Raw genomic sequence first — 25,469 nt, forward strand, 5'->3', positions numbered from 1 at the left:
GGGCCGAGCATTTACGCTGTTGTGCCCTTGATGCGGATGGCTGAGCCCAGCGAACCCGCGCACAGACCGACGACAACCGCAATCAATAGCTCGATCGTTTCGACATTGGCAAAGTTCCAATGGGCAAAGACAAGCGTTTCCATAACGCCAACCGCGCCACCCATCAGACCGCCCAGCCACACGCGCCGTGTCATCATCCCCAACGCAAGTCCCAGAATACCCGGCAGGCTGATGACATTGGCGCCGATTGTTCCCAGAAGTTCCAGCATATCTTGCCCCTCTTATTCCGCCCGATTGGTCAGGAATGACCGGATTTCAGCGCTGCCATCCGCCACCTGGTGCTGCAGCTTGCCCGAGGGCTCGCCGGCCAACTCTTCGGTGATCTCCTGATAGGTTTCAAGGTAGTTCGGCGGCAGGGTGTGTGCGATGCCCTGGTGGCAGTCGATGCAGGTCATGTTGTTGTCGATCGCGCGCTGGTGTTCAGACGCAGCACGGGTTTCCTGGATGGTAAAGTCCATGTAGTCGAAGTTGTGACAGTTGCGGCATTCGCGGCTGTCTGACGCTTTCATCTTTTTCCAGACGGCAGAGGCCATGCTCAACCGGTGCTCTTCGTATTTCTCGGGCGTGCTGATAGTGCCCGCCAGCTCGTGATAGACGTCCTTGACGGCCATGATCTTGGCCTTGATTTTGTGGTTCCACTCATGTGGCACGTGGCAGTCGGAGCAGATCGCGCGCACGCCCGAGTGGTTGTTGTAGTGGATCGTCTCGCGATATTCGCCCAGGTTTGTTTCCATTGTATGGCACGAGGTACAGAATTCCTCGGTATTGGTCAGTTCCAGTGTCCAGTGGAACCCGCCCCAGAACAGGATACCGGCCAGAAAACCTGCCAAGACCAAAAAGCCCGAGCTGAACATGACAGCCGGTGTCCAGATTACGTTCCAGATGCGGCCTATCCATCCGCGTTTTTCAGGGGAGTCTGCCATGTTGGTGCTCCTTTCAGACTTGCGTTGGATTAGTTGCCGGACGAGGGTTCAAACACGTTGTCGACCAACGCAGGAGCATCCGCCTGAGGCACGTGGCACTGGTTGCAGAAATACCGGGTTCCTGCGACTTGGTCCAACTCGTTGCCGTCGCGATCCAGATAGTGGGTCATCGAAAGAGTTGGCGCGTTTCGGTCACCGGCTTTGGTCCAGTCATGGCATGACAAGCATTGATTGGTGCGCACGTCGATCTGGTATTGTTCGACCGAATGCGGGATCAGCGGCGGTTGCTGGCGATAGTTGCGCTGCATGCGCCCTTCGACATTTTTGTGAATCTGATCAAGGGGAATGGGTTCATCCACCTCCGCCCCGCGCAGGGTTTCCACTTGGGCTGACTGGGCAAGGGCGAACCCGCTCAGGAGCAAAACGGGGATCAGGGTAATTCCGCCTGTCACGATTGATTTTTTCATCTTGGCACTCCCTTAGATAGGTCTGGCTTCGCGCGGTTCAGGCGCGGGAACTGGATCGGAAGGTGCGACGACGTTGTCGTCGAACCGGTGAGTAAATTTGAAGACATCGACGGCGCATACATCGATGCAGCGGCCGCAATTGGTGCAGTCCGGCGACAGGATCAGCGGTGTTGTGCCGGGCTTGCCCTTTAATGCTGGGGAAATGATCTGGTTTTCGGGGCAGACCGCATAGCAATCCATGCAGTCATCGCACGCCGTCCGATTGGCGGCGCTGACGCGCAGCAGGCTTTTGCTGCCAATCAGGCTATAGAAGGCGCCGACCGGGCAGATATGGCCGCACCAGCCGTGGCGCGCAACGACCAGATCGAAGATGAAAATCGCGGCGATCAGGGCCCAGACGAAACCGGCGCCAAAGATCAGCCCGCGGTGCAGCATGGTGATCGGGTTGACCAACTCCCATGCAATCACGCCGGTCAGGCCTGAGACGATCAGCACCGTCGCCAAAACCCAAAGACGGGTGTTGCGTTTTGGTTGCCAGCCTTTCGGCAGGTCCAGCCGACGGTGCAGCCAGTTTGCCGCGTCGGTCACCGGGTTGATCGGGCAGACCCAGGAACAATAGACGCGGCCGCCGATCAGCGCATAGGCGACCAGTACGATCACTCCACCGATCAGCGCTGTCAGTTCGGGCCAATGCCCGGCCACGATGCTCTGCAACAGAACCAGAGGATCGGTCAGAGGCAGCACGCCAAGGGTCAGCGATCCCGCCAGTGTGCCTTGTACGATCCAGATGCCGAACCAGGGGCCCAACAGGAACAGGGCCAGGAAGAACAGCTGACTTGTGCGGCGCAGCAGCAAATAACGGTGCGCGCCGATCCAACCTTTGGTTTCCTTGGCCTCCTGTCCGACCGGCAGGTGCGTACGGGCGCTCATTGGCCTGCCCCCGGAAGATCATAGGTGGGAGCGAAACCGCCTGGTGTGGCAAGATTGTCCGTGCCCGGCCCCGGTAGGCGGTCGGGGAGGTCGATGAGGCCGTCCACAAGGGGGCCGCCATGAGTCTCTTTTTCTTCCCAGCCTTTGCGGTAGTGGTCCGCACTGCTGCCGCGCGCCAGTCTTGTGGGCAGAACCTTGATCGCGGCTTCGGGCAGAACGCAGCTTTTTTCACACATGCCGCAACCGGTGCAGTGATCGGCATGGACGGTCGGAATGAACATCGCATGGTGACCAGAGCGGTCATTATGCGCGGTTTCCAACGTGATTGCCTCATCAATGACAGGGCAAACACGATAACACACGTCGCAGCGCAGCCCGAGGAAGTTCAGGCAGTTTTCCTGATCGACCAGAACCGCCACGCCCATTTCTGCGTCATCGATATTGTCCAGCCCCGGATCCAGTGCACCGGTGGGGCAGGCGGCGACGCAGGGTATGTCGTCGCACATTTCACACGGCACGTCGCGCGCCGTGAAATAGGGCGTGCCGGTCGCAACGGCATCAACCCCAAGTTCGGCCAGTTTCAAGGTGTCGTAGGGGCAGTCCCGCACGCATAGCCCACAGCGGATGCAGGCCGACAGGAATTCCTCTTCCGGCAGCGCGCCGGGCGGGCGCAATGCCTCGGCCGGCAGCGCGCGGGCATCGCGGGCCCACCAGGCCAGCAATGATCCGGCGACCACGCAGCCGCCTGCCGCGCGCGCCGAATCCTGCAGGAATCGGCGCCGTTGCGGCGAGAGAGGAGTATCGGTCAGGGACATGGGGATTACCTTTGCGATCCTTCCCGGTTACGCGCGTTCTACCTTACACGCGCATTTCTTGAAGTCGGTCTCTTTCGACAGCGGGCAGGTTGCGTCCAGTGTCAGCTTGTTGGTTAGCTGATGCTCGTCGAACCACGGCATGAAGACCAGACCGCGCGGTACCTTGTTGCGCCCGCGGGTCTCGACCCGGCTGGTGACCTCGCCACGACGTGTCGACAGAACGATCTCTTGTCCGCGCCGCAGGCCCCGGTCCTTGGCGTCCTGCGGGTGCATGTAGACGACTGCGTTCGGGTAGGCACGGTGCAGTTCCGGTACCCGGCGAGTCATCGAGCCTGAATGCCAGTGTTCCAACACACGACCGGTACACAGCCACAGATCGAATTCCTCATCCGGTTCTTCGGCGGCGGGCTCGTAGGGGGCAAAGATGATGCTGGCCTTGCCGTCCTTCTTGCCGTAGAACTTCACGCCTGCGCCTTCGGGCACATAGGGATCATAGCCTTCGCGGAAGCGATAGAGTGTCTCTTTCCCGTCCACGACCGGCCAGCGCAGGCCGCGGGCCTCGTGATAGGCTTCGAACGGGGCCAGATCATGCGCATGGCCTCGCCCGAATTCGGCGTATTCCTCGAACAGGCCCTTCTGGACGTAATAGCCGAAATGCTCGGATTCGTCGTTGTCAAAGCCTTCGGCGGTCTCGGACAGAGGGTATTTGTCGATCACACCATTGGCGAACAGCACCTCATACATGGTCTTGCCGCGATGTTCTGGCATGGTGGCCAGCAGTTCTTCGCCCCAGACTTCTTCTACGGTAAAGCGTTTCGAGAATTCCATAACCTGCCAGACATCCGACTTGGCCTCGCCCGGAGCTTTGACCTGCTGCCGCCAGAACTGGGTGCGGCGTTCGGCGTTGCCATAGGCGCCTTCCTTTTCGACCCACATTGCGGTGGGCAGGATCAGGTCGGCGGAAACGGCTGTGACTGTCGGATAGGGATCGGATACGGCGATGAAGTTTTCCGGGTTGCGATAGCCGGGATAGCCTTCCTCGTTGATGTTGGGCGCGGCCTGCATGTTGTTGGTGCATTGCACCCAATAGGCATTCAGGTCGCCGTCTTTTAGTTTGCGGTGCTGCAGTACCGCGTGAAAACCGGGCTTGGCGGGGATGGTGCCCGCGGGCACGTTCCATGCGGTCTCGCAGATTTCACGGTGCTTGTCGTTCATCACGACCATGTCGGCAGGCAGTCGGTGGGCAAAGGTGCCAACCTCACGCGCAGTGCCGCAGGCCGAGGGTTGACCGGTCAGTGAGAAGGGCGAGTTGCCCGGTTCCGAAATCTTGCCCACCAACAGGTGCACGTTGTACATCAGCGAGTTCACCCAGGACCCGCGAGTGTGCTGGTTGAAGCCCATGGTCCACAAGCTCATGACCTTACGGTTCGGGTCGGCATATTGCTTAGCCAGTTTTTCCAGCCGGTCCGCGGGCACGCCCGACAGTTCCGCGGTGTATTCCAGCGTGTAGGGCTCGACCGCTTTGGCATATTCTTCAAAGCTGATCGGTTCCATCTTGCCGGCATTGGGGTTGGCGGCCTCTTGCTGCAGCGGGTGACTGTCGCGCAGGCCATAGCCAATATCGGTGGCAGTCTTGGTGATGTTGACGTGGTTCTTGACGAACTCTTCGTTCACCGCGCCGGTCTGGATGATGTAGTTGGCAATATAGTTCAGGATCGCCAGGTCGGTCTGCGGGTTGAAGACCATGCCATTGTCGGCCAGCTCGAACGAGCGGTGTTCGAAAGTCGACAGTACATGTACCTCGCAGCCCGGCTTGGTCAGGCGGGTGTCGGTCAGGCGCGACCACAGAATCGGGTGCATCTCGGCCATGTTCGAGCCCCAGAGCACGAAGGTGTCCGCGTGCTCAAGGTCGTCATAGCAGCCCATCGGCTCGTCGATGCCGAAGGTGCGGATAAAGCCCACTACGGCCGAAGCCATGCAGTGTCGCGCGTTCGGGTCGATGTTGTTAGAACGGAACCCGGCCTTCATCATCTTGGCGGCGGCATAGCCTTCCCAGACGGTCCACTGGCCAGAGCCGAACATGCCAACGCTGGTAGGGCCTTTCTTGGCCAGCGCCTCTTTCCATTTCGCGGCCATAACGTCGAAGGCCTCGTCCCAGCTGACCGGTTCGAATTCACCATTCTTGTCATAGACGCCGTTCGATTTACGCAGCAGCGGCGTCGTCAGGCGGTCCTTGCCGTACATGATCTTGGACAGGAAATAGCCTTTGATGCAGTTCAGGCCGCGGTTGACCGGCGCGTCCGGGTCGCCCTGGGTTGCCACAACGCGGCCATCCTTTGTGCCGACCAAAACCGAGCAGCCTGTGCCGCAGAACCGGCAGGCCGCCTTGTCCCAGCGGATATCGGGGGCACCGGTTTGCGCATTGGCCTGACCGGTGGCCAGAGGGATGCCTGCAGCTGACGCAGTGGCAGCGGCCGCTGAGGCCTTGAGAAATGTCCGGCGAGATTCTGAAGTAGTCATAGCGTGAGCCTCCGGCTGGTGGTTTGGCTTGGGGCCTCGGGATGCGGAGCGCTTTCCGCGAGATCCTCGAAATGGTGATAAGTCAGCGTCAGTGAAATCACTCCGGGGATCTGATGCAGATCCATGATGATTTCGGACGCAAGGCGGTCGGGCGTGTCTTCGACAACGATGACGAAACGGCCATCTTCTGCCTGGGCATGAACTTCGACGCCCGGCGTGCCCCGCATCGTTTGCGCCGCTGCTTCGGCCTGTTCCTGTGCGACATGTGCTAGGCAACCGCAGATATTCATTGAACCGTTTCCGTTTGAGTTAGGGGCTGGCGTTCAAGCGCGACAGCATCGACAGGGCAAAGCGCCACGCAGGCGCCGCATCCGTTGCAGGTATCGGTATCCAGCGACGGTTCGGCCCGCCCGCCCAGTTGCGGCCTGAACCGGATGGCATTCTGCTCGCAATTGTCCTGACAGACGCGGCAACTGACACCGGTCATGGACAGGCACGAGGCATCCTGAATGGCCGCGCGCCATGGCCAGTCGGCCAAGCGTTCGATTTGCAGGGCATCCGTCGGGCAGGCCTTGGCGCAATCGCCACAAAACGTGCAGGGATCGTCCTCGGGCTGAAACACCGGAAAACCATCCTGGCCAATCGCAATCACGTTTTCGGGGCAAGCTTCTACGCAGTCACCGCATTTGGAACATTGATCCACAAAGCCCGGCACAACCGAGCCCGGAGGGCGTACGGTATTGCTGTCCTCCCGGAACATGCTGGCGCTTAGAAACGCCCGACGGCTCGTCATCTGGCTCATACGGCTGGACTGTTCGCGTTTGATTCTTCTTCTACGTTACCTCAATAGCGTTTCTAAATCTGATGAATTTTGATCCAGATCATAAACGAGCGCTTTATTTTTCGTTGCTTTGTAAACCTTTGATTGTTCAGTATTGCCGCCGCGGTTGCGGGGGAATGGATGGGTCAACGGGTCGGAGCGGTTTTTAGCGAAGAACCCGTCTGAATGCCGCATGCCGAGGGGCAAAGCGCTGTTGTTACATTTTCTTGCTATGCGGCATTGCGGCATTGAATTTGAGTCCCATATCGAAACTCGGTATGCTGCGCCGCAGAATGCACGAAAGGGCGGGCTGAAGGAAAAAGAGCGGTTGTCTTCGGCATCTCCTATCACCTGCCAAATGCGAAAGGTGTCAACGCCTGAAACCGGACTGGGAAAGGAAGAGGCTCATGTTTTCAAATGTCCAGAACACCTCGCTGAAACTGGGTTCAGAGATGGCGCAGGATGCTGCCACAGTACAGGATCGGACGTTTGATATTGTGACCCGTGCGCTGGAACAGTCGGGGGTGCAGTGGCACCTGCTGGCCAAATCTGCCCGGTTGCAGTCGACAAAGATCGCCGAAACTCACTCGGAACGCACCCGAGACCTGATTCAGGGATTTGCCGATGTGTCGCAGCGCTTTATGCGTTCGCAATCCATGGCAAAAGACTGGGCGACCTATTTGAAAGACGCCTCGCAGCGGGTGGTGTTGACCATGGACGCGCTGCGCGAACGTGGCGATGTGTTTCTGGAGCATGAGGCTGCAGGCTGCCCCCCGGTGCTGATTTATGACTACGAGGTCATTGTCGACGGAAAGACCCTGAAACGCGCCTGCAATTACCAACTGCTGCGCATCCTGCCGCCCAAGGACGTGACAGTAGTGGATACGAAACGCCCTTATATAATCATTGATCCGCGCGCGGGTCACGGCGGTGGAATCGGGGGCTTCAAACCGGACAGTCAGGTGGGTGTTGGCCTGTTGAAAGGCCATCCGGTGTATTTCGTCAGTTTTGGGCGAGACCCGGTGCCCGGCCAAAGCCTTGCCGACGTTATGCACGCCGAGGCCGGGTTTGTGCGCACCGTGTGTGCGCGCCATCCCGACAGCCCTCAGCCCGTGGTGACCGGAAACTGCCAGGGTGGTTGGGCGACATTGCTGATGGCCGCCTGCAACCCGGACCTGACTGGACCCTTGATCCTGAACGGTGCGCCGATTGCGCCGTGGTCGGGTGAGGTGGGCGAGAACCCCATGCGCTACAACGCCGGCGTTCTGGGGGGCACGTGGCAACCGATGCTGTGGTCCGATCTGGGCGCGGGCAGGTTCGACGGCGCCAATCTTGTGATGAACTTCGAACAGCTGAACCCCAGCCGAAATTACTTCGGCAAGTATTTTGACCTTTATCGCAACCCCGAAGCGGGCTGGAAACGCTTCATCGACTTCGAACGCTGGTGGGGTGGCTATTTCATCCTGAACGAGGCTGAAATCCACTGGATCGTCGAACAGTTGTTTGTCGGAAACCGGTTGGTCAAGAACACCGCACAGCTGGAGCCCGGTGTTCCGGTGGACATCAAGGCGATAAAGGGCCCGATCTTTGTTTTCGCCAGCCAGGGCGACAACATCACTCCACCGCAGCAAGCGCTGAACTGGATTGCCGCTACTTATGCCGACGAAGAGGAAATTCGTCTGCGCGGGCAGCGGATCATCTACATGCTGCATGACGAGGTCGGCCATCTTGGAATCTTCGTTTCGTCCAAAGTGGCGCGCAAGGAGCATACCGAGCTGGCCTCGACCCTGGAAACGGTCGAAGCGATGGCGCCAGGTCTCTATGAGATGGTGATCGAGAACACAGAAGGAGAAGGTCAGGACAAACGGTTCGAGGTTCGGTTCTATGACCGTACTCTGGAAGATGTGGCCGCGCTGGACGATGGGCAGGAGGACGAAGCCAGCTTTGCCGCCGTGGCTCATATGTCCGAAGTGCAGGCCAACGTCTATGAAACCTTCGGGCGTCCTGTTGTGCGGTCCCTGTCGACGCCGATGGGGGCGAAAACCCTGCGCGATCTACATCCTTTGCGGGTGCAGCGGGCCTCCATGTCATCTGCGAACCCTGTGATGAAGGGCGTGGAGCATCTGGCCGATACGGTGCGCGAACAGCGCGAATCTGCCGCGCCGGATAACCCGTTCCTTGAGCTTGAGAAACTGACCGCCGACTGGATCGAACAGGTTATGGACCTGAACCGGGACCTGCGCGATGCGTGGTATGAGTCAACGTTCTTTACGCTCTGGGGCGGGCCGCTGGCGACCTGGTTCGGCAAGAAAAATGCGGCGCACCGCACCTTGCCCGATCCCGAAACCCTGCGTTCCTTGCCGCAGGTTGAAGCCGCGCTGGCGCATATGAAACAGGGTGGTTTGGCCGAGGCGGTGATCCGCTTGTTGCTGCTGCTGGGTGCCAGCAATCAGAGTTTCCGGGCCGAGATTTTGCACCGCTGGGCGCATGTTTTCAAACATGAGGCCCCCTTCAAGACTCTGACTGTCGAACAACGTCAGCGTATACTTCACGAACAGACCGTGATCGTGACTTTTGATGAAAAAGGCGCGATGGAGTCGTTGCCCGATCTGCTGCCGCGTACGTCTGAAAGAAAACAGGCCGTGGATTTGATCAAGCGTGTTCTGGGCGACATACCAAACCCCTCGCCGGAGCTTGTAGAGATGGCGCAGGCTTTGTACGAGACACTCGATCTTTCTGAGATCGAAAAGAAATCCGATGCCCCGGCCAAACCCGCCCCCAGATCCCGGGCGCGCAAGGCTGCTGCAGTGAACAAGGCCAAGCCGCAATGAAGATAGAAGAAAACCGCACTTACGCGCAGGTGGAGGTCGGGGATGAAGCGCAGGTGACGCGCCTGTGTACGATCGACGATCTTTACGCTTTTGCTTCGGCATCGGGCGATCACAACCCGTTGCATCTGGCGGGCTATGACGGTGATGGCGACGGCCGCCCCGAGGCAGTGGCCCCGGCCCTGTGGCCAGCCGGTCTGATCGCAGCGGTTCTGGGCAACTTCCTGCCCGGTGCGGGAACGCAAGCCCGCCGGGCCGACCTGTGTTTTCACCTTCCCGTGGTGGCAGGCGACGAAGTCACTGCCTTTGTCACCGTGATTGAAAAGCGTGAGGATGGTGATTTGCTGTGTGCCGCCGAAGTGCGCCGCGTTGGCGATAATGCTCTGATTCTCAGCGGCGAGGTTCAGGTGACGCCGCCAGCCAAGCATATGACCTTCGACTCTGTGGAGGTGCCCGGCCTGATCGTTCAGCGACACCGTCACTTCGACGCGCTGATCGCACGGGCCGAGCCGATGGACCCGATGCCCACCGCGGTGGTTGCCCCGGAAGAGCCGAACTCGCTGGGGGGTGCGCTGCTGGGCAAGGCCAAGGGCATCATCACGCCGATCCTGTTGGGTGACCCGGACAAGATCGCCGCTGCTGCGACCGAACTGGGTGCCGATCTGTCGGGGATCGAAATCATCGAGGCCAACAGCCATGAAATCGCTGCCCATCGCGCGGTTGACCTTGTGGTCGAAGGCAAGGCGCAGACCTTGATGAAGGGGCATTTGCATACAGATGTGCTGCTGCGCGCGGTGTTGCGTCGGGACAGGGGGCTGCGGACAGGGCGGCGCCTGTCACATGTGTTCGTAATGGATGTGCCGGGCATGTCACGGCCGATCATGGTGACGGATGCGGCGGTCAACATTGCCCCCGACCTGGAAACCAAGGCCGATATCGTGCAGAACGCGATCCATTTGGCGCAGTCCATCGGGATCGAAAAGCCGAAAGTTGGCGTATTGTCGGCGGTTGAGACGATCAACCCGCATATGCCCTCGTCTGTGGATGCCGCACTGCTGTCGAAAATGGCCGAGCGCGGCCAGATCACAGGCGGTCTGGTCGATGGCCCTCTGGCGATGGACAACGCGGTTGATCTGAACGCGGCGCGCACCAAGGGCATTACCTCCGAGGTCGCCGGAGCGGCGGATATTCTGGTGGCCCCGAATATTGAGGCAGGCAACATGGTAGCGAAGCAACTGACCTATATCTCACATGCCGAGGCGGCGGGGATCGTCGTAGGTGCTGCTGTTCCGATCATTTTGACATCTCGGGCGGATGATGACGCATCGCGGCTGGCTTCTTGTGCGGTCGCTGCGCTGCATGCGCATGCGAACAAAGGTAAAATCCATGGTTGACCATGTTCTGGCGTTGAATGCCGGTTCTTCTTCGTTGAAATTTGGACTGTATGAACTGTGCGAGCGCAACCGCCCAAGAATGCGGTGGCATGGCCAGATTGAACGCTTGGGGGATGCTCCTCGACTGCTGGCAGAATCTTCTGGAGGGCGGTCAATCAACCAGCCGCTTACCGATGTCAAAGGGCACGATGGCGCCATTCAGGCCTTTCTGGATATGGCACGGGAGTATCTTCCAGACATTCACATCCGCGCTATTGGTCACCGGGTCGTTCATGGTGGAACCGTTTATTCCGAGCCCGTGCGGATCGACGGAAAAGTTGTTGAAACACTGGCCGAGTTTGTTCCCTTTGCCCCGCTGCACCAACCCTATAGCCTTGCCGGTATTCAGGCGGCCAGCGCCGCCTTTCCCGACACGGTTCAGGTTGCCTGTTTCGACACCGCCTTTCACCGGACACACCCGTGGGTCAACGACACTTTCGCGTTGCCACAAAGCTACTATGACAAGGGTGTGCGCCGTTACGGGTTTCATGGCCTGAGCTATGATTACATCACGCAGAAACTGAAGGAAATTGCCCCGAGCCTGTATGACGGCCGCGTGGTTATCGCCCATCTGGGAAATGGGGCATCTATGTGTGCGGTCTCTGGAGGGCGGGCGCTTGCCTCGACCATGGGCTTCTCCGCGCTGGACGGATTGCCGATGGGCACCCGCAGCGGACAGTTGGACCCAGGTGTCGTGCTTTATATGATGCAGCAGGAGGGTATGAGCGCGGATGAAATTGCCGAAATGCTCTATCGCAAGTCTGGTCTGCTTGGCCTGTCGGGAATGTCGTCGGATATGCGCACTCTTTTGGCTGCGGAAACGCCCGAAGCGCGTCGGGCGATCGACTATTACGTATTCCGTATTCGCCGTGAACTTGGGGCATTGTCCGCTGCGTTGGAAGGGCTGGATGCCTTGGTCTTTACAGGCGGGATTGGTGAGAACTCGGCTCAGATCCGACAAAGAGTTTGCGAGGGAATGCGCTGGATCGGGATCGAGATGGACCACAATAGAAACGCCGATGGCGGAACTGTTCTGTCGACTGACTTCAGCCGCGTTCGAATCCTTACGATCCCAACGAACGAAGAGATGGTGATCGCCCGCGCCGCAGCACAGATGATGTAGACGCCGCTATTGGTCCGGCTTGTTTTTCCGCTGCCGGGCGTATCTGACCAACATGCCCAGGATCGCGCTGACGACATCGGGCGTCAGCGCGCCCAGCGGATCGCGCCGGAGGCCCGCTACGGTCCCGCGCGCCTCGGACAGGGTGTCTTTGATCTCGGTCTCGATGTCCTGCAAGGCCATGTCGCGCAGTTCCACCGCCGCCGTCGTATCGGCCTGCGCGTTCTGCGTGTTGGCCACTAGGGCAAGGATCAGCGCCAGCAGCAGGTTGGCGCCGGCAATGATCAGGGCCGCCAGCGGTTTCGACAGACTTGCCGACAGCCAGAAGAACCCGGCTACATTCAGCATGATGACCGCCAATCCTACCGCCAATCCCGCCGCAGCATAAAACCCGGTGCGACGGACGGCCACCGCCACATGGCGTTGCGCGATCAGTCGTTCGGCGCGCAGAATGATCGAAATATTGCGGGAAATGCGGCTCATGATCGGGCTCCTACCGGGACCGGCCTAGCAAATAGCCAAGCGTGAAAATGCCAAGGGCAAACAGTATAGGCCGTTTTTGGGGCAGGTCTTCCAGTTCGGTCAGGGCTTCCTCCAGTTGACCGGACCAGTTGTCGAAATTCTCGGCAATCCTGTCGGCCACTGTGTCATGCGGCTCTGGTTCGGGTGCCTGTTGGCTGGCCGCCTTTTGCTCGTCCAATTGGCGACGTAGATCAGCGACCTGGGCTTCAAGCTCGGCTTTCGTGACCATTGCCGGTCCTCTCACAGTTGTCATGCCCGCACGGTAAGGTCGGCGACCGCACCCCCGGTTTCGTGGACCATGTTAATGCGCTTTTCCGATTTTAGAAAAGGAACTTATCTATTCTTAAGCGTAGTAATCCGCGACCAGCAGGAAATCGGGCGCTACGTCTTCCTCGATGGTGGCAAAGCGGGGGATCGGGTCTTCGAACACGTTATCGGTGCGGTCGTCATTGACGGTCGAGACCTCTCCGATCAGACAATCGCCCTTTTCCGCCCAGAAGGCGTGCCAGATGCCGGGCATCAGAGTGACGCTTTCACCCGGCTTCAAGCGCAGCAACTCACCGGGTTTGATCGTGACCGGGCAGCCATCGCTGGGCACGATAACGGGGTTATCTCGGTCGATGCCGCCTTCGGTGTCCGAGGCATAAATCTCCATCACCAGATCGCCGCCACCCCGGTTGATGATGTCCTCGGCTTTGACGATATGGCGGTGCATCGGTGACAGTTGTTTGTCGCGCGATACCAGCAGCTTTTCGGCGTAGAGCATGCCTCGGCCGCTGTTTAAATCCCCCACATCGCCGTTGCGCAGGGTGAACAGGAAAAGGCCAAGCGCGTCAAAGCGGCCCTGCCCATAATCGGTAATATCCCAACCCAACCCGCGCTCGCGAATGCCGGCGGCCTTGTCGCTGCGAATTTGGTCCGGAGACCAGTTGGCAAAGGGCGGCAGCACCGCGCCAAACGATCGGATAAAGGCCTCGGCCTCGGTCTTGATGGCATTGATGTCGGATCGTTTCATGTCTGTCTCGTATGGATCAAAGCTCGTGCGCCCAAGGCGGGTTTGCCCCGGCTCGGGATACAGTGACGGCGGCGACTTGCGCACCCTTTAAGAGGGCTGCACGCAGTTGGTCGGAAGTTAGGGCGTGTAGGGCGAGTTTGTTTAGGTGGCCCGCACGTTCGAGTTCAGCCAGAACGCCAGCGTTGAATGTGTCGCCTGCACCGACCGTGTCCACCACCTCGACCGGGGGAACGGGGACCGAGGTTTCGGACCCATCCGCCAGATAGCCCGACGCGCCGTCGCTGCCCCGCGTGACAATTACAACGGCTGGTCCCGCCTGTAGCAGCAGAGGCACTTTCTCGGTGATGCTTTCGGGGCCGGGGAGGATCCAGTCCAGATCCTCATCCGAGACCTTCACGATATCCGCCTGCGCGATCATCCGGTTGAGCCGGGTGCGATAACGGGTCTGGTCCTTGATGAAGTCCGGACGAATATTCGGATCAATCATCACCGCCCGATCCGCCCCATGCTTGTCCAAAAGCGCGGCATAAGCATCCGCGCAGGGTTCACAGGCCAGGCTGATCCCGCCGAAATACAGCGCGGACACCGCTGGCAACTGGCTGGGCATGTCCTCAGGCAACAGCATCCGCCCGGCCGAGTTTTCATCCATGAAGTTGTAGGTCGCGTGCCCGTCTTTCAACTGCACAAAAGCCAATGTCGTTGGGCGGTCCGAGCGGATCACATGGTTGTCGTCCACATGGCTGGCCTGCAGGGCCGAGGCGAGCTGTTCTCCGAACATATCCGAAGACAAGCCCGTCAGCAGCCCGGCTGGTGCCCCCAGTCGTCCCAATGCAACAGCCGTATTGAAAACGGCACCGCCCGAATGGGGTACAAATCCCTCTTCACCCGAAGCGGTCGGGGTGGGGATCATGTCTATCAGGGCTTCACCGCAGCACAAGATCATGCCGGGTCCTTTCTGTTTCTTGGGATAGGGCAGTCAGTCTACCGCGCGAGCGCACTTTTGCAGAAATTGTTAGCGCCAACAATGCCAAATTCGTCCTGTTCCGGCACGTAGAGGTTGAAAGTGCGCCGCAAATCGCTGAACCGGCCACCCGCGTTGAACGCGTCTCGGAACGCGTCCTTGAATAGCCAGCGGTTCTTTTCGGCAACGCCGCCTACAAGGAAAATGCCGCCGGTGGGCATAAGCACGACGGCCAGATCGCCCATGACCGCGCCCAGATGGGTGGTGAACATATCGGCGGTTCTCACCGCGATCGGGTCTTTTTGTGCCCGGGCGTCATCCAGAATGTCTCGGGCGCTGCGCACTGGCGGATCGGCCTGGCCGGCTGCCATGCCAACGGCTTGGTACAGGATCGGCAGACCGGTGCCGCTGAGGAACATTTCGGCCTCTAGCACCAGAGTATCGTCAAAGAAGCATTCCGGAGCGATTTTTCGGGCCGCGCGGAAAATCTCAACCTCATCGACGTGGCGGGGCGATAGGCCGATATGGCCTCCTTCTCCCGATGCTGTGTGGTAGCGCCCTTCCGAAAAAAGCAGGGCACCGACGCCAAGTCCGGTGCCCGCCCCAGCCACCAGCCTTGTGCCGGGGGGCGGTGTCGTGGCCCCTTGCAGAACTTCGACATCGTCGCCAGTGACTTCGGCAACGGACCACGCGGCAGCGGTGAAATCATTGATCACGAAGGTATGTTGCGCGCCGGTGGCTCTGCCGATATCGCCCTTCGACAGATCGAGATTTGCATTGGTTAGGCGGATGGTTCCGTCCTTCACCGGCCCGGCCCCTGCGGCAACGACGGCGCGCGGATCTGTACCGATCTCGTCGCGTAGGCTGTGAAACGCCTCGAGCAATTCGGGCAGGGTACCTGTGGGGTACCTGCGCAGGTCGATCAGCTTGCCATTTGAGATCACACCCAGTCGCGTATTGGTGCCGCCAATATCGGCGACCAGGTTCCAGTGTTCATGCATGACACCGGTGGGCTGTGCGAGAGGCAGCGCCACCGCGCTGCCTTCTAAAGTTGGCTGCAGAGTATGCACGTCAGTCGCCGTTATGCGGAAGAAACTGCCTTTTACCGGCAGGCCTTGCTCCAGAGCCTTCTGCACGGTCTGTAGATGCTGCGAAAACCCGGAAGAACTCTGCTGTCGTTCCGAACTGCCCGTTTCGATGAGATAGATGGGCAGGTCTTTAGTATAATCTTGGTGGATGCGGGTCAGGGCCAAGCGGTCGATCTGCCCGCCGGCGCTGCAATTAAACCCACACCAATCAACCGGAGCTCCGATGGTGTCAAAGTCGCCTTGCCAGCCCTCCGGCAGGTGCGGCTCCAAATCCGTCATCGTGCTTTTGGGGTAGCCGTTGTTGAATATGCCATTTAGCAGAGCAGCGGTTTGAGGATGGTTTTCGGTCGAATCCAAAGGGACTTCCACGCCCAGATTGGTCATTCCCAGCCCACGCATTGCCTCGATTGAGCGGCCATGCGCCAGCAGCATGTGATGCAACCTGCGCGTTGCGGTGCGTGTGTCGCACGAACCCGGGGCATGAAGGTTCACATCGCCGAGGTAAGCCGGCGCGTCTATCGGAGCAACACTGAAAATGCGGTCACCGATGCGGCTCATGATGGTCTCGGTGTAGTCGGCAAGCCAGCCTGCAATATCGCGGTTTCGCCAGCCCCCAAGATCGGCCAGAGCCAAAGGAAGGTCATTACCACATAGCGTCGCACAGGGTCGAATGCCGTGTTCCAGCAGGGTATCGGTCAGGCGGTCGTAATCGTCCAGCCCAGCCTGTTTCACCGATCCCTGGCCGTCGGGCAGGACATGTGCCCAAATGATCGAAAAGCGATAGCAGTCAAATCCAGCCTTAAGCACAGGATCAAGGGCTTGCGGCTCAGATTTTTGGTGACCATCAGAGGTCGCAAAGCCAAAGAGGAAGTCCTTGGGGAAATCAGCGCGAGTGTTTTGCATGATCAGTACCTGTTGGGCGGGACCGGTAGGGGTGCCACCTATCAGCTTGACCTCCGGCATTCCAGTTTCATGGGGGGCATTCACTGCTGCGACCCGTTTATTTGGCATTCTGGTTCTGTTTCATTAAGTCGGCGATATCAAAAAATGATAGCGCTAACAATACCTGAATTCTTATGCCCCGTCAGATAAGGTGGACTTCATTGCGAATAATCGCCCGGCTCAGGCGAAGAATGCGCCGCTGAACCCATGTCTTGACAAGTGTGGTCAAGCTGTTTCAACTTAATTGAAACGTTTCAATTCAGGATAAGCCCGGGAAATGCGTATAGCAGCGCAACTATATACTGTCCGGCAAGTTGGGGATCTGGCGTCCCAGCTTAACCTGGTTAGCACCTGCGGATTCACAGATATCGAAACGGTCGGGTTTCATAATCTGACCCCTCGGGACATGGTGCGGCAGGTCGTACGTTCTGGTTTAACCGTGCGTTCGGCCCATTTCGACTGGGAAGAATTTGAAACGCGGTTCGACGAGATTCTCGATCTGCTAAGCCTATTGAAATGCCAGGTGGCTGTCATGCCTTGGCTGCCACCCGAGGCGCGGCCCGACACGTCCGAGGGATGGATGGATGTGTCGGGCCGGTTGGCGGATTGGGCTGCCCGGCTGCTGGCGCATGGGGTGCGCCTCGCTTACCACAATCACGATTTTGACCTGGCCGGACGCCCCGGGGAAACGCCTCTGGACCTTATTTTGTCGCATGAGAACCTTTGCTGGCAGCCCGATATCGGGTGGTTGGCGGTTTCGCAGCAAGATCCCGCAATTCTGTTGCAACGCTATTCCGACCGGATTGTTTCGGTCCATGCCAAGGATGCAGAACCGTCGGCAGGCCAGGGGGACGAGCGTTGGCGCAATCCGGGGCAGGGCACGGTGGACTGGCCCCGTGTGTTGCGCATTCTGGCAAACAGCCCGTGCTCTGATCTGTTCGTTGAACATGACGAAACGCTAAACCACGCCGAGACCCTGCGAACGGGGCAAACCTTCCTGATGCGACAGCTTGCAGCGGAGGTCGGCTAGTGGCGCGCGCGACGATCAAATCCATCGCGAAAGAAACGGGATATTCCGTAGGCACCGTCTCGAACGCGCTACGCGGGGCAGCGTCTGTGCGGGAAAAAACGCGGCAGGAGATTGAGCTCGCCGCCGCCCGGCTTGGCTACCGCGTCAACATGGACGGGTTAAAACTGCGCACCAACAAGTCTTACCGCATCGCCGTTTTGGTCAGCGTTTCGCCGGATGCGGCAGAGGAATGGGAAGGGGTAGAATTCACCCGAATTCTGGCCGGGATCTCTTCGGCTTTACGAGGATCGCGATATGAAATGAGCGTATTCAACGTGGCGGATATTCCGGACGCCATGACTGTTCTGGCGCGGATCGTTCAGGATGGGTTGGCCGATGGGGTCATATTCTCGGGTACGTTGCGCGGTGATCCACGCATCGCGTATCTGCAACAAAACGCGTTCCCTTTTGTGACTATGGGGATGAGTGACAGTAAAACACCCCATGCCTATGTCGATTTCGACAGTCAGGTCGCGGCCTTCGATGCCACTACGCGGCTGGTACGGCTCGGTCACCGGCGTATTGGGTTGGTCAACCCTCCGGCCGAGCTGATCTATGCGAACCAACGCCAAGCCGGATATGAACAGGCCTTGACAAACGGCGGGATCGCGCCGGACACGGCCCTGGTCTTCAACGGACCCACCACGGCGCGCACCGGGCAGCACAGCTTTGATGCGCTGATGCGGCTGCCCAACCGTCCCACAGCCTGTATCTGCGCCAACGAAGCGATGACGCTGGGCGTTTTGTCCGCCGCCCATGCCGCCGGGGTTCGGGTTGGCCGGGACCTGGTGGTGATTTCGACCGACGATCTGCAGCTCAGCCGGTATTTCGTGCCACCGCCCAGCACCTATTATGTCCCGATCGAAGAGACCAGCCGCCTGCTGGGCGAGTACATGTTGAGAGCTTTGGACGGGGCTGATCCGTCCGAAACCCAGAAAAAGATCAGGGCCACACTTATCAAGCGGCAACCTGACACCCCCACGCTGAAAACGGCGTCTATCAAATAGACCAACAGAAGGAGTAATGAAGATGTTCAAGAAACTACTGGCTGCGGCCGCTCTGACTGCGATGGCCTCCCCGGCAGTCTTTGCCGCCGATCTGGAGGGGCGTGTACTGAAAATCGGAACGGACGCCACCTATCCGCCGATGGAAACCGTCGATGAATCAACCGGCGAGATCGTGGGCTTTGACGTGGATGTGATGAATGCGATCTGCGAGAAGGTGAATTGCGTTCCAAACTTCGTCAACACCGCCTGGGACGGTATCTTTGCCGCGCTACAGCAGGGGGAGTTCGATCTGGTAATCTCGGGCGTTTCGATCACGCCGGAACGCGAAGAGACGATGGATTTCTCGGAACCCTATATCGTGGTCAGCCAGGCCATTCTGCTGCAGGTCGACAATGGCGACATGACGTTGGACGACTTCAAGGCCGGTGGCCAGAAACTGGCAGCGCAGACCGGCACCACCAACGCGCAACTGGCCGAGGAACTGGTGGGGCGCGAGAATGTCAGCCTTTACGATAACTTCTCGGCCGCGATTCTGGCGTTGCAGAACGCGGATGTACAGGGCGTCATCATCGACGGCACCTCGGCCGCAGCTTACGAACAAGAGTTCGCGGGCGAATTGACTGTGGGTATCACCGGCCTGAAATCCGATCCGCTGGGTATCGTGTTCCAGGAAGGTGACGCAACGGTTGATGCTATCAACGAGGGGCTGGCGGTGATCAAGTCCGACGGTACTTTGGATGCGTTGATCGGAAAATACTGGGGCACCGAATAACCCGGTCTGGCCCATAACGGCCCGCCACCACCGGTGGCTGGGCCGCATCTCAGCAGAGAGGTCCCATGTCGCGCTTAAGCTCGATCCGCCCGAGCAACCTTGTGTTGCTCGCAGCTGCCCCGTTCATCATCTATTTGTTCGCCACCTCTTCGAAATACCTGCGGTCGCTGGTTGCAATTTTGGGGATTGGCAATGATGCCGGGCCGATTTTCATCGGGTTTCTGGTCATTCTGGCGGTAACCATTCTGGGATATCTTTGTGCTCGCAATGCACGGTTTCCGGAGGCGCCGGCTTGGTTGCGTTTCGCGGCGCTGGCTGCGGCGCCAGCAGCTGTGACGTTGGCAATTCTGGGGCTTGCCGCACCGCAAGTGCTGATGCCCTTTGTCGAGTCCGTCTTCTTTCACGCGCTTAGCGAGAACACATCGGCTCTGATCGACAGGTCTTCGCAAACCTGGGTGCTGTTCCCGGAAGTGGTCGACAAGGTTCAGGCCGGTCTGCAGATCATGCTGGTGATTTACGCGATTGTTATCGCCGCCATCCTTTTGATTTCATACCTGCCCGACGGGTCGCGGGGTTATGTGCAGCTGGGGTTCGAAATCCTGACCGGAGCGGTGCTGTTCTACCTGATGTTCATGGCGCATTGGCAATTCGCAACCGGGGTGGCGATCACGTTCCGCGCGGCCATCTTTGCCTATATCTTTGCGGCAATTCTGGGCCTGATCTGGGTTGGGCTGCAATCGTTCAAAGCCAAGGCACGCACGACCGTCACATACGGCTGCATCAGCTTGGTCCTGTTGGCGATTTCCGCATTCTTCTTCATGCAGCCACAAGTGAAATATGAACTCATCGGTACGCTGGACGCCCGTATCGCAATCGTGCGCGGTACCCCGCAAGCTCAGGCGGACATGATCCGCTTTGGTGAGTTTCAGGAGGGTGAGAGTCCGCAATATCGCATTCGCAGTGCACCCGACGCGGCCACTGCACTGGAGCAGATCGAAACCGTCGACAGCGTATCCGGCGCATTTGTCCCCGTCGGCACAAACACCAAGGGGTATCCGGTGATCTGGCAGACCAACTTCCTGCCCGACAAATACCGCAACCCGGCGCTGGCCTTTGCGGTCTTTGGCTTTCTGCTGTTGACCCTGACCGTTGGCGGTGCCCAGCACAAGCTGCACCCGCTGGCGGTGGGGGCCGAGTTTTTCGTTGATACGATCCGCGGCATTCCGATGCTGGTGATTATACTCTATATCGGCCTGCCTTTGGCTGGGGCCGTCAAGGATGCCACCGGCGGTGGCATCGACATGGCCAACATGACGCGCGGGATCATTGCGATTTCCGTGGGCTACTCCGCTTACATGGCCGAGATTTTCCGGTCCGGAATCGAAGCCATCCCCCGCGGGCAGATTGAGGCGGGCGGCTCGCTCGGCCTGTCGCGCTGGCAAACCGCGCGGCTGATCATCCTGCCGCAGGCGCTGCGCATCGTGACGCCGCCATTGGGCAATGAGTTCATTGCGATGATCAAGGATACCTCGCTGCTGTCGATCCTGTCGGTCCGGGACATGACCCAACGGATGCGCGAGTTTCAGGCGGCCAGCTTCCTGCCCTTTGCGCCGTTCAACACCGCGGCCATCCTTTATGTGGTGATCACCTTGGGTTGCGCCAGCTTCCTGAAATGGATCGAACGCCGTACGGCAAGGGAAGACCGATGAGCAAACTGGAACTGGGGGTCTGCTATTACCCCGAGCAATGGGATCGGTCGCTTTGGCACGAGGATGCAAGGCGGATGGTCGAGATGGGCCTCGACTGGGTGCGCATTGCCGAATTCACCTGGGGTTTGATCGAACCTGAACGCGGCCAGTTCCAATGGGGCTGGCTGGACGAGGTGATTGATATTCTAGGGGGCGCCGGTCTTCGCGTGATGATGTCCACGCCAACGGCTGCGCCGCCGAAATGGCTGGTTGATGAATATCCCGAAATTCTGCCGGTTGGCCCGGATGGGCGGGTCAGGGGGTTCGGGTCCCGCAGGCATTATTGTTTCTCAAGTGACGTTTACCTGGCCGAGTCCCGCCGGATCGCCACCGAGTACGCGCGCCGCTATGGTGAAAACCCTTATGTCTGTGCTTGGCAGATCGACAATGAATATAACGACCACGACACGGTGCTCAGTTACTCGAACGCGGCCCGCGACGGGTTCCGGCGTTGGCTGGCGGAGCGTTACGGCACCATTGAAAACCTGAACCGGACATGGGGCACCGTGTTCTGGGCCTCTGTTTACTCCGGCTTTGACCAGATCGAGTTGCCCAACGGCCTGGTGGCGAGCCCCAACCCGACACACGCGCTGGATTTCGCGCGCTATTCCTCGGACCGGGTGCGATTGTTCAACCGCGCACAGGTGGACATCCTGCGGCAGTACTCTCCGGGCCGGGATATCACCCATAACTTCATGGCTGGCAGTTTTGAGTTTGACCACCACGCTGTGGCTGCTGATCTGGATATCGTCGGCTTCGACAGCTATCCGCTGGGCAATCTGCTGGGGTCGACCCTGTCAGATGAGGACAAGCGTCGATACCTGCGCACGGGCGCGCCGGACTATCAGGGGTTTCACTGCGACCTTTACCGATCACAGGGCAATGGGCGCATGTGGGTACTGGAACAGCAACCCGGTCCGGTGGACTGGGCCAAAAAGAACCCTTCCCCCGCCGATGGCATGGTGCGCTTGTGGACATGGGCGGCCTACGCGCATGGGGCGCAGGCTGTGATGTTCTTCCGCTGGCGACAGGCCAGATTCGCGCAAGAACAGTTTCATACGGCACTGCTGCGCTCGGACGGAAGCCGGGATCAGGCCGCTCTGGAACTGGCGCAGGTGGTTCAGGAGCGTGATGCACTACCATCAGCCACGCGCCAACGGGCGCCGGTGGCCATCCTGCTGGACTACGCGTCCATTTGGGCAGCAGATATTCTGCCCCATGACGACGCATTCCCGAATGCTCAGATCGTCCGTGAATGGTATGCCGGGCTGCGCTCCCTTGGGGTTGATCTGGATTTTGTCGGGCCAGAGGACGACCTGACGGGCTATGCATTGATCGTATTACCGCAAAGCATGATCGTCTCGCCGGAGACGGCAAATCGGCTGCGGGACAGTCAGGCAAAACTGTTGATCGGCGCCCGCGCCGGTAGCAAGGCCGAAGATATGAACACGCCGCAGAACCTTGCCCCCGGAGAGTTAGCCGATCTGACCGGTGTCCGGGTTCTGAGGGTCGAATCACTGCCGGACCTGGCCCGCGAGTCGGTGCGCCTGCAGGACGGCACGCAGCATGAATTCACCGGTTGGCGTGAAATCATCGAAACCGCGAGTTTGGTAACTGCCCGTTTTTCAAGCGCTTACTGCGATGGCAGTCCGGCGATTGTGCGGTCGGATCGGGCGATGTACCTGGCGATGATCCCGCGCGGACCTTTATTAAAGGCTGCTCTGGCCGGGGCTCTGAGTTGGGCGGGTATCCCTGTGACAGAAAATAACCGGGATGTGCGCGTCACGCGCCGGGGCGAGCTGTGGTTTGCCTTCAACTTCAGCGCCACTGTGCAGGTCTTGCCCGGTCCCGAGGGTCGTCAATATCTGGTTGGTACTTCTGAAATCCCGCCCTATGGTGTCTCAGTCTGGGCAGAACCGTGAGCTGATCCCGGTACTGACAGGCGCGATCGCAAACTGGACTTAAGAAAATTGGAATCTGTCACTTTTGGACTGACAGCTCTGCCTCAAAAGTCTAGCCTGCACTTACATAACAAAAAGAATACAAAGTCCAACAACGGGAGAAACGAAAATGGCCGAACGGAAAACGCTTTCCAGACGCACTGTCCTGAAAAGCGCGGGTGCTGCTGCGCTGGCGGCACCGCTTTACAGCAAAAGCGCGCTGGCGTCCTCGGGTGAGATCAACATTCTGATGTGGTCGGATTACCTGCCGCCCAGCTTTATTCAGGAGTTCGAGACTCTGACCGGGATCAAGGTGAACTACACCGGGATCGGGTCGAACGAAGAAATCATCAACAAGATGAAGGCGACCAAGGGTCAGGGTTTTGACATCGTGTCGCCGACCAACAACCGCTCGCTGCAGTGGGAGCCGCTGGAGCTGCTGCAACCCTTCGACATGAGCAAGGTGCCGATCGATCTGGTGAACCCGGCGATGGCCTCGATTGGTACGGATGCATGGAACTTTGGCGACAGCGGCGTCCACTGGCTGCCGCATATCTGGGGCACCGAAGGCATCGCCTACCGTACTGACCTGTGGCTGCCGGAAGGCGACGCGCCGTCTTACGGTGATGTCTGGTCCGAGGAAAACGCCGGTAAGACCATGGGCCGCGCGCATTCGATGATGCTGGGTGCGGGTCTTTACATGGAACGCGCCGGTGAGATGGAGCCGGGCTCGGTCTGGGCCGCCTATGGCGACGAAGAGACCATGCGCAAGGTTTGGGGTCAGATCACCGACTGGTGCATCGAACGCAAGAACCGAATCAAGTTGATCTGGAACGACGCGGACACCCAGAAAAATGGCCTGTTGAACGAAGGCGTAGTTGTCGGTCAGACTTGGGACGGCCCGCCGCTGGCGCTGAAATCGGCGGGTGAGCCGGTGCACTATCAAGCCCCGATCGAAGGTGCGATGGCATGGGTTGATGGTATGTCTATGCCGACAGGCGCGGCCAATATCGATCAGGTTTATGCTTTCATTGACTTCGCCTATCAGGCGAAACCGGCCGGTGTGGCGATTGACAGCCACGGTTACAACTCGCCGGTTCTTGGTGCCGACCAATACTCGGGCGACACCTACAAGAAGAACTTTGCCGAGGCCTATCCGGGTGACTCGCTGGCCAACCTCAACCCGTGGCCGGCCGAGGCGCCGTGGTATGCGGAAACCCGCACCGAGTTCGTCAACAAGTTCAAAAGCGCCTGACTGCTTTGAAACGCTGCCCTCCGCCACTGAGCGGGGGGCCATTCACCCGCGCGCCGCTCGGCGTGACGGATACTATTGTGGTGCGGCCAGCAACCGCACCTGACGGAGATACCAAAAATGAGTGCAGGGGTCGGTGTAGATCTTGAAAACCTGTGGATCCGTTTCGGTGACTTTGTCGCCGTGCGGGACGCCAATGTGAACATCAACGGGGGCGATTTCTTTTCGTTCCTTGGCCCCTCGGGCTGCGGGAAAACAACAATCCTGCGCGCGGTCTCGGGCTTTCTGGACCCTAGCGAGGGCCGGGTACTGATCGGCGGCAATGACATGCAGGGCATCGGCCCGAACAAGCGTCCAACCGCCCTGATCTTTCAGAACCTCGCGTTGTTCCCGCTGATGAAAGTGTGGGAAAACATCACCTTTTCCATGGAGATCAAAGGCGCCAGCGCCGCCGAGCGCCGCAAGCGTGCTGACGAGTTGCTGGACATGATCGCCCTGCCCGGGCAAGGCGATAAGCTGCCCAGTGAATTGTCTGGCGGTCAGCGCCAGCGAGTTGCGATTGCCCGCGCCTTGTGTGCCGAGCCGGATGTGCTGTTGCTGGACGAACCGCTGTCCGCTTTGGACCTTAAACTGCGACAGCACATGCGCACCGAACTGCGCGAAATTCAGCAGCGTGTCGGCATCACCTTCATCTATATCACGCACGATCAGGGCGAGGCGCTGACCATGTCCGACAACATCGCCGTCATGCGGGCCGGGGTGATCGATCAGATTGCCGATGGCAAGACCATTTACAACGACCCAAACACCGCCTTTGCGGCCTCGTTCGTGGGTGAAAACAACGTGTTCCGAGGCAAGATCAAGCAGGTCATGGGAAGTGAGGCTCTGATCCAGACCAACCGCTCGGGCGATCTGGTCGCGCGGATTTCCACGGCCAATCAGGGTAAGATGAAAGAAGGCGACGATGCTATGCTGTTCATCCGCCCCGAGGCCCTTGCCATCGCGTCTGACGGCGCCACCGGCGATCACTTTGTCACTGCGCGGGTGAACCATGAAGAGTTTGAAGGCAACGCCTTCAACATTTTCACCGAAGGCGAAGGTGGCAAAGAGATCAAAGTATCGATCCCGAACCATGGTCAGTCCTTTAAGGATCACACCGGACAGAACATCACGCTGGAATATGAAACCCACAATGCGGTTCTGGTTCCTGCGGGTGAGCTGGCCGCAGAATAGGGGG

General features: G+C 59.2%; 23 protein-coding genes. 10 read left to right on the top strand and 13 right to left on the bottom strand.

Annotated features, from left to right (window positions below; translation table 11 throughout):
- Positions 1–11 precede the first annotated feature (11 nt).
- From AC2FEE_RS04010 to napF, 8 genes are read right to left on the bottom strand one after another with little or no spacing between them, the layout of a single operon-like run.
- Positions 12–269: a hypothetical protein gene (locus AC2FEE_RS04010; RefSeq protein WP_496863207.1), complete on the bottom strand. Its 258-nt coding sequence runs from the start codon at positions 267–269 to the stop codon at positions 12–14.
- 12 nt (positions 270–281) lie between these two features.
- A complete protein-coding gene (locus AC2FEE_RS04015) occupies positions 282–983 on the bottom strand; it encodes a NapC/NirT family cytochrome c (protein WP_496863208.1) in 702 nt (233 codons plus the stop codon).
- A 29-nt stretch (positions 984–1,012) separates the two neighbouring features.
- The gene (locus tag AC2FEE_RS04020) at positions 1,013–1,450 is read right to left on the bottom strand and encodes a nitrate reductase cytochrome c-type subunit (RefSeq protein ID WP_496863209.1); all 438 of its coding nucleotides are present in this window, start codon (positions 1,448–1,450) and stop codon (positions 1,013–1,015) included.
- Between the two features lie 12 nt (positions 1,451–1,462).
- Positions 1,463–2,380, bottom strand: coding sequence for a quinol dehydrogenase ferredoxin subunit NapH (napH, locus tag AC2FEE_RS04025; protein ID WP_496863210.1), 918 nt, complete (start codon positions 2,378–2,380; stop codon positions 1,463–1,465).
- Positions 2,377–3,195: a ferredoxin-type protein NapG gene (napG, locus tag AC2FEE_RS04030; protein ID WP_496863211.1), complete on the bottom strand. Its 819-nt coding sequence runs from the start codon at positions 3,193–3,195 to the stop codon at positions 2,377–2,379. Before napG ends, napH begins: the two co-directional genes overlap by 4 nt.
- 27 nt (positions 3,196–3,222) lie before the next feature.
- On the bottom strand, positions 3,223–5,715 hold the full coding sequence (gene napA, locus AC2FEE_RS04035; RefSeq protein ID WP_496863213.1) for a nitrate reductase catalytic subunit NapA: 2,493 nt from the start codon (positions 5,713–5,715) through the stop codon (positions 3,223–3,225).
- Positions 5,712–6,005: a chaperone NapD gene (locus AC2FEE_RS04040; protein WP_496863214.1), complete on the bottom strand. Its 294-nt coding sequence runs from the start codon at positions 6,003–6,005 to the stop codon at positions 5,712–5,714. Before AC2FEE_RS04040 ends, napA begins: the two co-directional genes overlap by 4 nt.
- The gene (napF, locus tag AC2FEE_RS04045) at positions 6,002–6,517 is read right to left on the bottom strand and encodes a ferredoxin-type protein NapF (protein WP_496863216.1); all 516 of its coding nucleotides are present in this window, start codon (positions 6,515–6,517) and stop codon (positions 6,002–6,004) included. Before napF ends, AC2FEE_RS04040 begins: the two co-directional genes overlap by 4 nt.
- Positions 6,518–6,942: 425 nt before the next feature.
- On the opposite strand from napF, the gene AC2FEE_RS04050 reads away from it, so the two are divergent.
- The 3 genes from AC2FEE_RS04050 to AC2FEE_RS04060 are packed head-to-tail and all read left to right on the top strand — an operon-like array spanning position 6,943 to position 11,919.
- Entirely contained in the window at positions 6,943–9,366 is a 2,424-nt protein-coding gene (locus tag AC2FEE_RS04050) for a DUF3141 domain-containing protein (RefSeq protein WP_496863217.1), read from the top strand.
- Positions 9,363–10,757, top strand: a complete 1,395-nt coding sequence (locus AC2FEE_RS04055) for a bifunctional enoyl-CoA hydratase/phosphate acetyltransferase (RefSeq protein ID WP_496863219.1) — start codon at positions 9,363–9,365, stop codon at positions 10,755–10,757. Before AC2FEE_RS04050 ends, AC2FEE_RS04055 begins: the two co-directional genes overlap by 4 nt.
- The gene (locus tag AC2FEE_RS04060) at positions 10,750–11,919 is read left to right on the top strand and encodes an acetate/propionate family kinase (RefSeq protein WP_496863221.1); all 1,170 of its coding nucleotides are present in this window, start codon (positions 10,750–10,752) and stop codon (positions 11,917–11,919) included. The genes AC2FEE_RS04055 and AC2FEE_RS04060 overlap by 8 nt, the downstream gene beginning before the upstream one ends.
- A 6-nt stretch (positions 11,920–11,925) precedes the next feature.
- On the opposite strand, the gene AC2FEE_RS04065 is transcribed toward AC2FEE_RS04060, so the two are convergent.
- From AC2FEE_RS04065 to AC2FEE_RS04085, 5 genes are all read right to left on the bottom strand, one after another.
- Positions 11,926–12,399 (bottom strand): hypothetical protein, encoded by a 474-nt coding sequence (locus tag AC2FEE_RS04065; RefSeq protein WP_496863224.1) that lies wholly within the window; start codon positions 12,397–12,399, stop codon positions 11,926–11,928.
- A 10-nt stretch (positions 12,400–12,409) separates the two neighbouring features.
- Complete coding sequence (locus tag AC2FEE_RS04070) at positions 12,410–12,667, bottom strand: hypothetical protein (protein WP_480591456.1); 258 nt, start codon at positions 12,665–12,667, stop codon at positions 12,410–12,412.
- A gap of 114 nt (positions 12,668–12,781) precedes the next feature.
- On the bottom strand, positions 12,782–13,453 hold the full coding sequence (locus AC2FEE_RS04075) for a D-lyxose/D-mannose family sugar isomerase (RefSeq protein WP_496863225.1): 672 nt from the start codon (positions 13,451–13,453) through the stop codon (positions 12,782–12,784).
- 16 nt (positions 13,454–13,469) lie between these two features.
- Positions 13,470–14,396, bottom strand: coding sequence for a carbohydrate kinase family protein (locus AC2FEE_RS04080; protein WP_496863226.1), 927 nt, complete (start codon positions 14,394–14,396; stop codon positions 13,470–13,472).
- Between the two features lie 38 nt (positions 14,397–14,434).
- Positions 14,435–16,513: a family 1 glycosylhydrolase gene (locus tag AC2FEE_RS04085; protein WP_496863228.1), complete on the bottom strand. Its 2,079-nt coding sequence runs from the start codon at positions 16,511–16,513 to the stop codon at positions 14,435–14,437.
- A 208-nt stretch (positions 16,514–16,721) separates the two neighbouring features.
- Between AC2FEE_RS04085 and AC2FEE_RS04090 the strand changes: the two genes are divergently transcribed.
- The 7 genes from AC2FEE_RS04090 (at position 16,722) to AC2FEE_RS04120 (ending at position 25,465) form a co-directional block, all read left to right on the top strand.
- On the top strand, positions 16,722–17,474 hold the full coding sequence (locus AC2FEE_RS04090) for a sugar phosphate isomerase/epimerase family protein (RefSeq protein WP_496863229.1): 753 nt from the start codon (positions 16,722–16,724) through the stop codon (positions 17,472–17,474).
- Positions 17,474–18,520, top strand: a complete 1,047-nt coding sequence (locus AC2FEE_RS04095; RefSeq protein WP_496863230.1) for a LacI family DNA-binding transcriptional regulator — start codon at positions 17,474–17,476, stop codon at positions 18,518–18,520. The genes AC2FEE_RS04090 and AC2FEE_RS04095 overlap by 1 nt, the downstream gene beginning before the upstream one ends.
- A 22-nt stretch (positions 18,521–18,542) precedes the next feature.
- On the top strand, positions 18,543–19,292 hold the full coding sequence (locus tag AC2FEE_RS04100) for a basic amino acid ABC transporter substrate-binding protein (protein ID WP_496863231.1): 750 nt from the start codon (positions 18,543–18,545) through the stop codon (positions 19,290–19,292).
- A 65-nt stretch (positions 19,293–19,357) separates the two neighbouring features.
- A complete protein-coding gene (locus tag AC2FEE_RS04105) occupies positions 19,358–21,001 on the top strand; it encodes an amino acid ABC transporter permease (protein ID WP_496863232.1) in 1,644 nt (547 codons plus the stop codon).
- On the top strand, positions 20,998–22,962 hold the full coding sequence (locus AC2FEE_RS04110; protein ID WP_496863233.1) for a beta-galactosidase: 1,965 nt from the start codon (positions 20,998–21,000) through the stop codon (positions 22,960–22,962). Before AC2FEE_RS04105 ends, AC2FEE_RS04110 begins: the two co-directional genes overlap by 4 nt.
- A 148-nt stretch (positions 22,963–23,110) precedes the next feature.
- Positions 23,111–24,235 (top strand): extracellular solute-binding protein, encoded by a 1,125-nt coding sequence (locus AC2FEE_RS04115; RefSeq protein ID WP_496863234.1) that lies wholly within the window; start codon positions 23,111–23,113, stop codon positions 24,233–24,235.
- Positions 24,236–24,352: 117 nt separating this feature from the next.
- The gene (locus tag AC2FEE_RS04120; RefSeq protein ID WP_496863236.1) at positions 24,353–25,465 is read left to right on the top strand and encodes an ABC transporter ATP-binding protein; all 1,113 of its coding nucleotides are present in this window, start codon (positions 24,353–24,355) and stop codon (positions 25,463–25,465) included.
- Positions 25,466–25,469 lie beyond the last annotated feature (4 nt).

This window comes from Ruegeria sp. YTSC199 (assembly GCF_059609725.1).